17 protein-coding genes are annotated in these 13,264 nt (G+C 36.2%); all 17 read left to right on the forward strand.

The window, feature by feature from the left end; genetic code table 11:
* Positions 1 to 87: 87 nt before the first annotated feature.
* Complete coding sequence (tapA, locus tag ABRT01_RS17105; protein WP_269409324.1) at positions 88 to 915, forward strand: amyloid fiber anchoring/assembly protein TapA; 828 nt, start codon at positions 88 to 90, stop codon at positions 913 to 915.
* A 459-nt stretch (positions 916 to 1,374) separates the two neighbouring features.
* A complete protein-coding gene (locus ABRT01_RS17110) occupies positions 1,375 to 1,755 on the forward strand; it encodes a VOC family protein (protein WP_269409323.1) in 381 nt (126 codons plus the stop codon).
* Positions 1,756 to 1,848: 93 nt separating this feature from the next.
* Positions 1,849 to 2,307 (forward strand): GNAT family N-acetyltransferase, encoded by a 459-nt coding sequence (locus ABRT01_RS17115; protein ID WP_269409322.1) that lies wholly within the window; start codon positions 1,849 to 1,851, stop codon positions 2,305 to 2,307.
* A gap of 456 nt (positions 2,308 to 2,763) precedes the next feature.
* Positions 2,764 to 3,393 carry a class I SAM-dependent methyltransferase gene (locus tag ABRT01_RS17120; RefSeq protein ID WP_269409321.1) on the forward strand — a complete coding sequence of 210 codons (630 nt, stop codon included), beginning with the start codon at positions 2,764 to 2,766 and terminating at the stop codon, positions 3,391 to 3,393.
* Positions 3,394 to 3,529: 136 nt separating this feature from the next.
* Positions 3,530 to 3,970 (forward strand): helix-turn-helix transcriptional regulator, encoded by a 441-nt coding sequence (locus ABRT01_RS17125; RefSeq protein ID WP_269409320.1) that lies wholly within the window; start codon positions 3,530 to 3,532, stop codon positions 3,968 to 3,970.
* Positions 3,967 to 5,148 carry a macrolide family glycosyltransferase gene (locus ABRT01_RS17130; protein WP_269409319.1) on the forward strand — a complete coding sequence of 394 codons (1,182 nt, stop codon included), beginning with the start codon at positions 3,967 to 3,969 and terminating at the stop codon, positions 5,146 to 5,148. Before ABRT01_RS17125 ends, ABRT01_RS17130 begins: the two co-directional genes overlap by 4 nt.
* 571 nt (positions 5,149 to 5,719) lie before the next feature.
* A complete protein-coding gene (locus ABRT01_RS17140; protein ID WP_269412553.1) occupies positions 5,720 to 6,217 on the forward strand; it encodes a kinase in 498 nt (165 codons plus the stop codon).
* 65 nt (positions 6,218 to 6,282) lie between these two features.
* Positions 6,283 to 6,609, forward strand: coding sequence for a hypothetical protein (locus ABRT01_RS17145; RefSeq protein WP_367748873.1), 327 nt, complete (start codon positions 6,283 to 6,285; stop codon positions 6,607 to 6,609).
* Between the two features lie 413 nt (positions 6,610 to 7,022).
* Positions 7,023 to 7,400 carry an iron chaperone gene (locus tag ABRT01_RS17150; RefSeq protein ID WP_269409317.1) on the forward strand — a complete coding sequence of 126 codons (378 nt, stop codon included), beginning with the start codon at positions 7,023 to 7,025 and terminating at the stop codon, positions 7,398 to 7,400.
* 320 nt (positions 7,401 to 7,720) lie between these two features.
* Complete coding sequence (locus tag ABRT01_RS17155) at positions 7,721 to 8,734, forward strand: DUF2332 domain-containing protein (protein WP_269412552.1); 1,014 nt, start codon at positions 7,721 to 7,723, stop codon at positions 8,732 to 8,734.
* Between the two features lie 258 nt (positions 8,735 to 8,992).
* A complete protein-coding gene (locus ABRT01_RS17160) occupies positions 8,993 to 9,388 on the forward strand; it encodes a VOC family protein (protein ID WP_269409316.1) in 396 nt (131 codons plus the stop codon).
* A gap of 542 nt (positions 9,389 to 9,930) precedes the next feature.
* Positions 9,931 to 10,515 (forward strand): hypothetical protein, encoded by a 585-nt coding sequence (locus ABRT01_RS17165; RefSeq protein WP_269409315.1) that lies wholly within the window; start codon positions 9,931 to 9,933, stop codon positions 10,513 to 10,515.
* A 133-nt stretch (positions 10,516 to 10,648) separates the two neighbouring features.
* A complete protein-coding gene (locus ABRT01_RS17170) occupies positions 10,649 to 10,870 on the forward strand; it encodes an SDR family NAD(P)-dependent oxidoreductase (RefSeq protein ID WP_269409314.1) in 222 nt (73 codons plus the stop codon).
* Positions 10,871 to 10,883: 13 nt separating this feature from the next.
* Positions 10,884 to 11,369 (forward strand): SDR family NAD(P)-dependent oxidoreductase, encoded by a 486-nt coding sequence (locus ABRT01_RS17175; RefSeq protein WP_269412551.1) that lies wholly within the window; start codon positions 10,884 to 10,886, stop codon positions 11,367 to 11,369.
* 38 nt (positions 11,370 to 11,407) lie between these two features.
* The gene (locus ABRT01_RS17180; RefSeq protein WP_269409313.1) at positions 11,408 to 12,004 is read left to right on the forward strand and encodes a GNAT family N-acetyltransferase; all 597 of its coding nucleotides are present in this window, start codon (positions 11,408 to 11,410) and stop codon (positions 12,002 to 12,004) included.
* A gap of 391 nt (positions 12,005 to 12,395) precedes the next feature.
* The gene (locus tag ABRT01_RS17185) at positions 12,396 to 12,650 is read left to right on the forward strand and encodes a hypothetical protein (protein ID WP_269409312.1); all 255 of its coding nucleotides are present in this window, start codon (positions 12,396 to 12,398) and stop codon (positions 12,648 to 12,650) included.
* Positions 12,651 to 12,802: 152 nt separating this feature from the next.
* Positions 12,803 to 13,207, forward strand: a complete 405-nt coding sequence (locus ABRT01_RS17190) for a nucleoside/nucleotide kinase family protein (protein ID WP_269409311.1) — start codon at positions 12,803 to 12,805, stop codon at positions 13,205 to 13,207.
* Positions 13,208 to 13,264 lie beyond the last annotated feature (57 nt).

The raw sequence follows: 13,264 nt of genomic DNA on the forward strand, positions 1-13,264 counted from the left end.
TTCCTGCATTATAAATCTGTATATTGATTTTATTTCTATTTATATATAAAATTAGGATAACACTTAAATAATCAGGAGGAATTTCCTTTGCGCAAAGACCAGTTCCAACGACCAAAAGGATATAATACATTAATGCTATTGATAAAAACAGTTGCAATCCTCTATCTATTGATATTAACCGGTAGCTATTTAACCTCGGACACGAAGGCATATTTTAGTGATCAAGTTACCGATAAACAGGTCATCCAGGCCGGAGAATGGTGGGATCAAAGCGAGCTTGAATTTACTGGTGAACCAACACAAAATGTCAAAGCCTGTCCGCCAACTGATATTGCTGTGCAAGTGCGAAATAATGGCGTTACGATGGCGGGGACAACAACATATGAAGTCTACTATAGCGAAAATGGTAATCCGAAAAATAATGGCGAAAAAATTGCAGATGGTACAATTGATCCAATTGCGACCGGTAAAACTAGCAAACTATCATTCCATGCAGAAAAAACAGGCACTTATATGTTTAAAGCAATACAACGTCCGGGATATGATGGAGATGACGATACAAAACATGCCATCTGGAGTGAAAAAGTGACGGTGGAATGTATCGAGAAACAAAACCAGGATCAGAAGGAAGAGAAATCGGAGACCAAACAGTCAGATGAATCAGAATCAATGGAAACAGAAATAAAGAAGTCCGAGGACGAGGTGGATAAAGGAACGAAGGCTGATAATAAGCCAAACAGCCCTGAAGAAGCTGATAAAAGTGTTGAAAAGGATTTAGGTGAGGCAGATTCTAATCAAGAAAGTGATGCAAAGGAAGATGAACAGGAACGGGCGACAATGATTGAACAAAAGAATGAAACTGACACAAAAGAAATAGAACCGGATCAGAATAAGGATGAAGTGGGAAATAAATAAAATATTTATAGAGGATGTTCAAAAAGTCCGGTAAAAATGACGCTTCGAATTTCGTCGTTGGCTTGCTTTTCCGCCCCTCATGTACCTTTTAAATAAAGAGACAAACAAACCGCTTGGGATCTTTAGTTTAATGAGGGGAGAGAGGATCAAAAGCAGGATAGGAAGGAAGAGAAATCAGATACCAAATAGTTGAATGATTCACAATCAACGGATGCAGAAGCGAGAAATCCAATAATAAAGTCGATAAGAAAAATAACAAGTTGGATTACGAGGAAAATGTTGATAGTAGTAATGAAGTGGATTTGGGTGAGGCAGATTCTGATTCTGTTCAAGAAAATGATGTAAAAGAAGATGAGGCTGTACGTGATCAACAGGATTAAACTGAGATGAACGGATAAAAAATCATTCATGGAAAGAGGATTTTTTAAAGCTATTGAAACATATAATTAGGGGGGTAAAATGGATAAAACAATACCGATAAAGAACCAAATGAACGGTGTTTTTGTTCATGTATCTAATTTGAAGGACTCAGTAAAATGGTATTCTAATTTGTTAGGTTTAGGTATTGATTTAGGTAAGGTAAAGTCACCTGTCTATAACATACCCCTAGTAGGAACAACTTCTCTCACTTTAGATGACCACACCCTTGACCCTGGATTCAAACATAATACAAGCCCTAGTCCAATTTTTAACCTTTATGCTCCGGATATTGACGAAGCCTATCGGTATATTAATGACAAAGGTATTCAAATTGTACGAGAAATAGAGAGGGTTGGTGAGACAGCTTGGTTTAATATAATGGATCCGGATGGTAACGTAGTGATGATCTGTGATTGTTAAAAAAGTTCGACACGTTCCATAGGTTAGGGCTTCCATTAAAGAGAGCAACTACGGAAAAATACACGTGTCATAAATTTCAGGGGGGGAAACCAGATGACGGTCAGATTAGAAAAAATGAATTCAATTGAATACCAACACTACTTAAGTTATGCAATTAAAAACTATGCAAACGAACAAGTTAAGTCTGGTAGTTGGAAACAACAAGAGGCAATCAGTAAGGCAATACAGGAACATGAAAAATTATTACCTGAAGGGGAGGAAACTGAAAACAACCATTTATTTACAATTCATGATGGGTACCAAGAGGTTGGTATGATTTGGTTAGCACAAAGAACAAATGAAAAAGGGTTTATTTATGACATTAACATTTGGGAAGGCAACCAAGGTAAGGGTTATGGTATGGAAGCAATGAAAGAAGTTGAAACCGTAGCTAAAAAGTTAGGATTGAAAAGTATAGGGCTTCACGTCTTTGGTCACAACAAAATAGCAAAAAAATTATATGAAAAATTAGGATACATAGAAACAAATATAAAAATGGAAAAACCATTATGAGACACGATACAATTCAGCAAACAGGCCGGATTGTCCAAGGAATTTTCATGTATTAAATATTATAAAGATCAATATTTCAAAACAATTGAAATACACTAAAGGTTTGAAACGTTAACCAGATTAATTTGTATTAGCTACCTCAACAAAAGAGTGCGATTTGCAAGTAATAGATTGCTCAATTTTGCTTACCTTAATATTTTATAGGAATCCGGGCCTATTAACGTAATAAGCCACTTTAAAGCTTTCAATATACTATAGTGGAGATATACTTTATAGGAAAAGAGGCAAGTAATGACACAAACATGTGGATTCATCTAATTATATTCATCAGCAGAAATTAACGGTTGTAAAACTGGAATAATAATTGCGTCCTTTCTTGGTTTATAGAGAATATGATTAAACCTGGCAGCAAAGGAGTCCGCATTCCTTTGATAATAAAATGAGAGGAGACTTTAAGTGAAGAAGATCAAATTTGTCATTTTTACGATGATCCCTGTAAGCTTTATCGCATTTTTTATATGGCGGTATGCTTCACGAAGACCTTGCCCTTTCTGGTTACGATGGTTTGTAGAGCTTGATAATCCATTTATAAAGAGCAATCGGGCGAAAGAAATCATTCAACAATCTAACATTCACCCAGGAATGCATGTGATTGATTTTGGGTGTGGACCAGGAAGACTTACTATTCCATTAGCAGAGAGTGTTGGTCCCTATGGAAAAGTAACCGCAATTGATATCCAATCAGAAATGCTACAACGGGCAGAAAGAAAGGCAATGGAAAGGAATCTAAATAATATTGAATTTGTACAGGGGAAAATCGGCGCGGGTAAACTCCAATCTACTCCATGCGACCGTGCTGTGCTTGTCAATGTCTTAGGTGAAATTCCAGATCGGTACGCAGCCTTCAAAGAAATTTTTGATGCCCTGAAGCCAGGTGGCATCTTGACAGTAACCGAGGTAATATTCGACCCACATTTCCAAAGACGGGAAACCATTTTGAAGCTCGCCAATCAAGCCGGGTTTCGCGAAAAAGATTTCTTTGGCAATTGGGCAGCATTTTCACTCTTATTGGAAAAGCCTAGATGAATAAAGGGTACACTTTGTATTGAAAGGAAATAACCATACTTAATCGACAACCATCTTTAACAGAAAATGTTACCAATTGTTGATAGATATTACCTTCAGTCTCCTGTATATTTAAATATATAAGGAGATGAAAAACATGATCGGTATGAATATACGCGTTTTGCGTAAAAAACATAATTTGAGTCAGGAACAATTAGCTGAGAAGGTAGACGTATCACGACAGACCGTAGCAAAGTGGGAAAACGATGAAGCCTTACCAGATATTTATAAATGCAAGATAATCAGTAATATTTTTCAAGTAACATTGGATCAATTATCCAGCAATATGAGTGAAAAAGAGGCGAGCCACCTTGCACCCAAGGGAAAGCAATTTTTTGGTGTTGTGAAGGTAGGAGAACGGGGGCAGATTGTGATTCCCAAACAGGCACGGGAAATATATCAGATTCATGCCGGTGATAAGCTGGTTGTTCTAGGAGAAGATGCAACAAAAGGGATTGCTGTTTTAAAAAGTGAGGGTTTCCTCGAGGTTGCAGAGTTGATCCGAAAAGCTGAACCAACGGGATATGAGTCAGAATGAGTAAAATTACATTTTTTTCGATACCTGCACATGGACATACTAATCCAACCATTCCTGTGGTAACCGAATTAGTAAATAGAGGACATCAAGTTTGGTATTATTCCTTTTTGGAGTTTCAGGAAAAAATAGAAGACGCCGGTGCTACATTTATTGCTTGTGATGAATTCTTGCCTCATCTATCACAAAAAGAATTGGATCGTAAGGCCGGCAAAGATTTTGCGGCATTGATTGAAATGGTTGCTGATACGACCATCAGTTTGGACGAGAAGGTATGTAAGGAATTAAGGGAAATTCAGCCGGATTGCATTGTATCTGACTCTTTATGCTTTTGGGGGAAATTATTCGCCAAAAAACTAGGAATACCATATATTTGTTCGACCACATCCTTTGCTTTTAACCGATATACAGCAAAATTGATGAAGCGAAGTTTAATGGAACTATTGAGAATGATCATAGGCATGCCTCGAATCAACAAAAAAATGAAATTGCTAAAGGATCATGGTTATGAATTAAAGAATTTTATATCTATTGTTCAAAATGATAATGAAACGGACACCATTGTTTACACATCGAAAGAATTCCAGCCAATGGCGGATACATTTTCCGATCGATATGCCTTTGTTGGACCATCCATCAAGCAGTCTCCACCAGTACAGAATGAAAATCAGAATAGAAAAGTTGTCTATATTTCCCTTGGCACGGTTCTTAATCAAAATCGGGATTTTTACCAAAACTGTATAAAAGCATTTGCAAAGACAGACTATGACGTTGTGATGTCAGTTGGTGAAGATACTAATATTTCTGCTTTTGGCAACATACCAGGAAACTTCACAGTAAAAAACTCCGTGGATCAGATATCGATATTACAGACAGCAGATGTATTTATTACTCATAGTGGAATGAATAGTGTGAATGAAAGCCTGTATTTTGGAGTTCCAATGGTTTTATTCCCGCAACATGGCGAGCAAAGAATGGTCGCTGATCGGGTTGCTGAATTGGGTGCAGGATTAGTGCTTAAAGGCAAAAAGCCAAAATATTTAGAAACAACGGTAGCTGAAATATTTACGAATCGGGCATACCAGGAAGGTGCGGAGAAACTGTCAGAAACCTTTAGAAAAGCCGGTGGCCCAGTAAAGGCTGTTAATGTTATTTTGAATAAAATTGAAGATGAATCTTAACGCTTTGTACTTTTGAATGAAACCAAACTATATATATGAAGACTTCAATACAAGGGTGCTTTAACCGGATAACATGTTCATTTACACCATATTGCAGACGGTATAAAAACACCATAGGAGTTCTTTATTATGTTTAAAAGATTCTTTATGTTTTTTTTTATCTTTAATAGTAGCTGTTATAGCGGTTTTACTGGCTGTTAAACATCCAACAGGTCCTAATACTGTTTCATACGATGAGCCAGCTGGTTTATGGATATCTATTGGAATGATAATAATGCTCTTTTTACCGCCTTTGATTTTATCGTTATTTAGCAATCGTGTTGTAAGAATTATATCTGTAGTGTATCAAGCGTTTGTTGTGATTTCATTTTCAGGAATTATACCAATTGGGTTTCTTTTTCCGAATAGCATTGGGGTAAGCGTTATTGCGGTTTTAGGAACTTTGGTCAGTATAGCAAGTGTTGTTATAACTTTAAGAACTGAGTCGAATAAAGAGGTTAAATTTTGATTTTAATTTACTTATGACAGGTAGTTTATAAGAATAGAAGGATTGATGAGCAAAGTGCAAAGTATGGAAACTAAGCTAATCATCATACGAGGAAACTCTGGGAGCGGAAAAACAACGACTGCGAAAAATCTTCAAAATCATTTAGGACATGGAACGCTCTTGGTTTCTCAAGATGTCGTTCGCCGGGAAATGTTGAAGGTTCACGATAGAAAAGGTAATCTTTCAATTGATTTGATTCGCCAAATTGCGGAATACGGTACGGATAAATGTGATTTTGTAATTGTAGAGGGAATCTTGAATAAGAATCGATATGGTGAAATGTTGAATAACTTAATCCAATTCTATAATCAAAAGTCATATACCTATTATTTTGATTTATCTTTTGCGGAAACAGTTAGGCGACATAATTCTAGTGCGAAAAAGATGGAATTCGGCGAGGATGCTTTACGTGCCTGGTGGAATCCAAATGATTATCTTGGCATGGAAGGCGAAACGATATTGACTAATGGTATGTCGCAAAATGATGTATTGAAACTGATTTTAAATCAACTTCAAGAGTAATTACAGAATTTTGATCTTTTAGGACGGGGGAGGGTTATGTCATTTATATATTAGTTTTTGGGATGTTGTATATTATTGGTCTCCCTTTGACAACGCTTATTCATGAAATAGGTCACGCCTTTGGGCTGGTTTGTTCAACAAAGAATGGTAAGGCAAGGATCTATATTGGAGATTTTAGTGATTCAAATAAAGAGAATTTTAAAATCGGGAGAATACATTTTCATATTGTTTGGGGAGTAGGCGGAATCTGTAAATATGAAAAAGATAAAATGACAAAATTTCAAGCCGTTTTAACCACAATAGGCGGACCACTAATATCTGCACTGTTTACCTTTATTCTTTTTTTCTTTTTTTCTTTCTTTATCAACCCATTAATAAATTTTATTTTATAACGGGCATGTTTTGGATGAACCTTATTCAATTTATTGTGACGATCATTCCAATAGTTTATCCAAAATGGTGGGGACCTTATGGCGGTAATTCTTCAGATGGTTATAAAGTATTGAAGATTTTAAAACAATAAGTTACCTACACTATTCATAAATAATACCAGCTAATATCAAAAAAGACTATCCCAGAATTGGGCTCGCTAATTTTTTATTTGGATCGAATGTGGTTAGTTAGTATACTGGAAAAAATATAGTGTTTTAAATCTTGTCTGAAGTACAGCCTTATGAGTTGACAGTTGCTAGGCCAGGAGAAAAATTTTTTATGAATAAGATGCAATAATCATCTATTTTCTGGAATAAGCAATTGCGGTAAAAGAATGATAAGATTAAATAAAGATAATTCATAGAGGCTTAAAATGCAATACGAAGCTAAAACCACAATCGAATATATTGAATTACTAGACGATGACTGGAGAAAAGAGAAACTACTAATTGTAAGACAATTAATTTTAGAAAATGCGCCTGAACTCGAGGAGAGTATCCAATACAAAATGCTTTGTTATGGAAATGAGTCTTTCAAATTGTTTCATTTGAATGCTCAAAAGTCTTATGTGAGTCTATATGTAGGTGCGATTGAGAAAATAGAAAATGCCAAGGAGTTTCTGACCGGATTGGATTATGGAAAAGGGTGTGTACGCATTAAAAAGTCAGTGGATTTGCATGATTGCGGAATTGAAGATTTTGTGAAAAAGGCTATTAATACTTGGAGGGCTGATGGTGATACTTCTTGTTAAAAGTACTTAGAATATCAAAAAGTATTCATCGGGAGGGAATGTAGACTTGAAGATACACCCATTGTTGTCCCAATCCATGATAAGCCAACGAAAAAAACGCAGATACCTTAATGAAATCGTTTGAATCTAACTTTCGACCAGTAATTGGAGATATCATTGATGATGCTGGATTTGATTCAAGGTTTTATAATGGATATGAGATTGCAAAGGTCACCAGTAATTACACTTTAAATGAATGTTTAGTTTCACTTGCGCCGTACCAAGGTTACTATTTGTGTGCATGTTCATGATAACTGGGGGATTACAGATTGGATAAAACAATGATTTCGAATCGCTTTAAAAATTTCGCTGTTAAGGAATGCCAAGACTCAAGTGAGTTATACGAGCACTTGTCCCTAAAGATATCCGAAGATGATGAGATGTTAGAGGTATGCTCCAACGCCAAAAGGGGGCAGCCTGTTCCGAATTTATTCCTTGGTGCAGTTCACTACCTTTTGCTTAAAGGAACAGACCATGAATTAAAACAGTTTTACGGAAGTATTGTTGAATCCACAAAAGACGCAAAGGATTGTTTTCCTTATTTTAAAGACTTTTGCCAGAAAAACAAAGGTGAAATTATTTCCATTTTGAAAAGTAAATTAGTACAGACAAATGAGGTAAGGCGCTGTAGTTACCTTTACCCAAGTTTTTGTTTTATTTATGAGAAAGTAAAAAAGCCTTTAGCATTAATTGAAATAGGGACAAGCGCTGGTTTGCAACTTCTCTGGGATAGGTATTGTTACTCCTATGAAACTGACAAGATTTACGGAGATCATAACTCTGACGTGCATATAAAGGCTAATGTAAAGGGTGAAAGTTCTCCATTTTTACTGCCTAATAGCCCACCGGTAGTATCTAGGATAGGGCTTGATTTGCATATTAATGATTTAAACGACCCTGAAGATTATTTATGGTTAAAATCGCTTATTTGGCCGAATCACAGTGAAAGACGAGAGTTGTTTGAAGGCGCATCAAATTATGTAAAAAGAAACCTTCTGGATATGGTTGAAGGGGATGGAGTGGCATTATTATCTGATATTGTAATGGAAATCCCTCAAGATGCAGTAATATGTGTTTTTCATACACATGTAGCAAATCAATTACCACAGGAAGTTAAATTTAAACTTTTAGAAGACGTAAAATTGATAGGTAAGCAAAGAGACATTTTCCATTTATATAACAATGTACAAGATCGAAATTTTCATCTGGATTACTATATAGATGGCAACGAATACAACAGTACTGTAGGGGAAACCGATGGTCACGGAAGGTGGTTTTCTTGGAGATTGTCCTAATTTAGGATTTTCCAATAATCCCCGCTTTTATTTTTAAAGTATTGGTAAGTTGGTATTGAGCGAACGAGGCGCGAAAACTGCATAAGACCTCTGAAGCTATATTGAACAGGGAATCAGTCCCGACAAGTTCTACGGTGTGATTTCAAGGGGGGTTACCATCCACAAAAAAATAGATTCTGCTCCAAAGAGGCACATATTCGAATAAGAATGCGCTTCTTTTAAACAATTACTTTAATACACACAAAAGGGGGGTGCTTTTTGAGCAAGGGATTACTTCACCATATTGAGATATACGTTTCAGATTTAAGGAGATCGGTTGAATTTTGGGGATGGTTTCTCGAAGAACTTGGGTATAGCACATTTCAAGAATGGAATGGCGGACAAAGTTGGAAATTAGGAGATATCTATATCGTCTTTGTACAAACGGAAGAAAGGTTTTTGGGTGTTCCATATCATAGGTGCCGGGTCGGACTTAATCATTTAGCATTTTACGCATATTCACGAGAACATGTCGATGAAATGACTGAAAAGATAAATAATAAAGGAATCAATATCCTTTATAAAGATAAGCACCCATTTGCTGGGGGTGAAGACCATTACGCCCTTTATTTTGAAGACCCCGATAGAATAAAGGTAGAGCTTGTTGCGCCATGATATGATCTTCTTTTATCGGGCGCTTTCATCAATATATTTTGGATTACTCTGAAATTAGCCTATAATGAGCTACCTTTTGTCGCTCACCTACTTTGGGATCGGCTTTTGTAAAAGGCATCGGGACGTTTGGTACAAGAAAGTGGAATCGGATTAGTCAATATTATTTTGGATGGAGATAAATTGTTTTTTATGTTACCCGAATCGAAGGTGAAATCGATCATGCGAATTTAAATGAACTTGCAAATGCCTTAGGCGTAGCTGTAAACAGTATCAAAGCCAGTTTTAACATCGATATCAGAGCAGTATGGATGACGTACAGCTCCCTGATTTAGAAGTGGTCTGAAATTTATGTCCGAACATGGAAAACTTGCTTTATTGACTACAGCAGGTGTAACTGGTGTAACAGTCTTTGAAGCGAAACGACCTCGGCTGACTCAGATACAACATTCGAAGTAAGTTCCTTTACCCTTGCTATTGGACTATTTTGTTGAATAAGGAACTCGAGAAATTTTGAGGGGGAATAAATAATTAAAAATCTATGCGTGAGTCATGAATTAGCATTCTTCACAAGAAATTATTCGGGAAAGGTGAATATTAAGTATGGTATCAATAAAGATCCAAAGTTTTGGGGATTTTTAAGTTTAGATTTGCCTTTTGATATCGAAATAGCTAAGAATTTTCCGGTGTGTGAAGCGAGTGTCTCTTACAATGGTAAAGGATATAATTCAGTTTTTGGATGGATTCAGACTGTTGATATGGATATTAAAGATGATAACTATCAAAGTTCATTTGTCGATGTTGGTGCTCTTTTTAAAGGGATAGATATGCCCTTTTTTAGCTTCGGAAACAATCCAACATTATTTGATGCCCCGTGTATGATAAATGTAAGTAATGTGAACTGGACGGCACAGTCTTTTTTGGTAGCTGTGGGAAACATAATTAGGACAACGAATGTTTATTATGTGATTGGTTTTGAATGGGGGTATGAAGTTATTGATGATGTTCCTCAAATTAAACCAATTAAGCAACTAAAAATGAAAGATTGGAATACAAAGGTTGATTTTTTAAATAGAGAATACTCCAGCTGGAATTTTGTAAAAGGTAATCTTAGCTCATCCTCAAAATAGACGGGGATATTCCTTTTTTTGCGGGTGCTAAATCTGGATTAGGACTACTTTTTGTTTTACATGAAAGGACAAAATGTTAAACAGTACATGTTAAAATTTATAGTATTAAGATGACTTTTAAGGAGAGGATATATTGCTTAATGCAGTTGTAACAGGTGGCGCACAAGGCATTGGAAGGAGCATTGCAATTAAATTAGCTGAAGACGGGTACAGAGTATTCATTATTGATAAACAGCAAGACACTGGTCAGCAGACTGTAAAAGAAATCAATGAGAAATACGGGGAAGCTTTCTTCTTTAAGATGGATATCACTAATTTGAAGGGGTTTTCAGGACTAATTTATCATATTTTATAGAGAGACTGGTTCGATTTCGGTATTTGTAAATAATGCCGGGGGTGTCGGTGATGTTTGTTTTCCGGATGTTGAAATAAAACAGTGGAGCGAAGTAATTGACCTCAACCTAAAAGGTGTCATGCAAGGCGTTCAAAGCGCAATAAAAACCATGGATAGCGGTGGCGATATTATCAATATTTCATCGATGGCAGGCGTAGGAAATGAACCGCATGATTCTCCAGAATATGCTGTAAGCAAAGCAGCTGTCATAAGGCTAACCACTGCAATATCTGATCAGCTTATTCAGCAAAATGTAAAAATAAACACATTCTGCCTGGGCTGGGTTGATACTCCAACCTCTCAAAAAACAAGAGAAAATATGGATCCTGCCGACATTCCAGAGAATATTTTAAGTTCAGACGATATTGCAAACAAAGTCAGAGAGCTTATCAAGAGTCCAAGAACTGGAAAGGTTGTTGTATGGGAGGAAGACCAAAAACCTTATGACCTTTATGATTGATGTTAGAATCAAAAATTTGTATACGTTGAGGTGAGATAATGAATCCAATTCTTTTTGATATACCGGAACAATTTGAAACCGAACGACTATTATTGCGGGCGCCTCGGATTGGCGATGGAGCTGTAGTTAATGAGGCAATAAGAGAGTCATATGAATCTTTACATAAGTGGATGAAATGGGCTGATCATATTCCAGAAATTGAAGAGACTGAAGCAAATGCTCGTAAACATCGAGCAAATTTTTTATTGCGTGATTCATTTGCTTTTTATATGCTGGATAAGTCTTCTGGAGAGTTCATTGGTACCTGTAGCCTGGTAAAGGTAGATTGGCAAGTGCGCCTTTTTGAAATTGGTTACTGGATAAGGGAGTCTGCTTCTGGACAAGGATATATGAGCGAAGCAGTGGACGGTTTGACACAATTTGCTTTTAGGAATATTCAAGCCAATCGTATCGAAATACGTTGTGACACTAGGAATGTTGCCAGTTGCAGGGTTGCTGAGCGTTGTGGTTATCACTTGGAAGCAATATTAAAAAATAATTTCATCGATCTGTTGGGTGATCTTAGGGATGATTGTATCTATACAAAGGTACGCTTAAAGAATGGTTCGTTCGGTTATCCAACATCATCTAGTTAATGTGTTAGTAGATTGCTTGTGGAGTTTTGGTTATGTTTCCGCAATATTGCTATATCACACAACGTTGTAGAAATATCCTTGACTAAGGAGTGCTTTAGCTGAATAGCATATTCAATTATCAGGCCAGATTGTGGACCAGATGAAACCTTCTTTAAAATTCACCGTAAGTGCAGAAAGGGGTGCATTTATTATGAAAAAAGGTCTGTGATGTTTTTGTTTGTGGTAAGCGTATCAATTTTACTGATGGGGTGTGGTACAGGAAAGAAAAATGATGATAGTGATCTTACAGATAGTTTTTGAAAAAACGTAAAAAGTTGAAGTAATCTTATCAGATGGTTCCGGTGTCATTACAACAATTTCAGACGACAATGATATTGATAACTTTGTTAAGATGTTACAAATTGATGAGTGGGATTCAACAGATCCCCTTTTAGGTGCTACTAAGGGAAAAACATTTAAAATGTATCAAAAAGATACTGTTAAACCTGGGGAGTCAGAAAATCAAAATGATAATTTAAATGAAGTTGCTGCTATGACAACATACAAAGATGTCCCACATATTGAATTTAGTTTAAAAAGTTATTCATTTAATTTCAAAGTACCAAAAGAGGTTGCTGAATATCTGAAATCAAATCAGTCAAGGTGAGAAAAATTGAAAAGTCATGTATGTTGGAAAAAGAATGAGAAGGAAAAAGGATGTTATGGCAATGGTTTTTCCAATCAGGGTGGATAACCGTTTTCTTTTTCCTCAATGAGCCATTATGTTGAAGTACAAGAGAATTGTGAAGGATGGATTTTATGAGAGAAAAAGATTCCCCTTATATTATTGCTGTTGCTGGGGTTTCTGGCGGAGGAAAAACAACGATCACAACACACTTAAGTCAGAAATTGCATAATTCAAAGGCGCTTTATTTTGATGACTATGATTTTGCTGGGCCCGAGAACATTGTAAATTGGGTAGAGAATGGATCCAATTATAACTTATGGGATTTGGAACCCCTTATAAAGGATTTGGAGGTACTACGTAACCAACGGCTTAATTACATTGTCTTGGATTTTCCATTTGCCTATAAGCATATTAAAACAAGTGAATTCATTGACCTTGCTGTATTTATTGACACCCCATTAGATATTGCACTAGCACGCCGTGTTACCAGAGATTTTAGAACGGGATCAGTTGAAAATGTCCTGTCCGATATGTAAGTGTAAAATATTTCTCGAGGTTATTTGAGCGATATTCTAGCCAAAAAAGAAAAGGCA

The sequence above is a fragment of the Lentibacillus sp. L22 genome, from assembly GCF_040812445.1.
In the GTDB taxonomy this organism is placed as follows: Bacteria; Bacillota; Bacilli; order Bacillales; family Amphibacillaceae; genus Lentibacillus_C; species Lentibacillus_C daqui.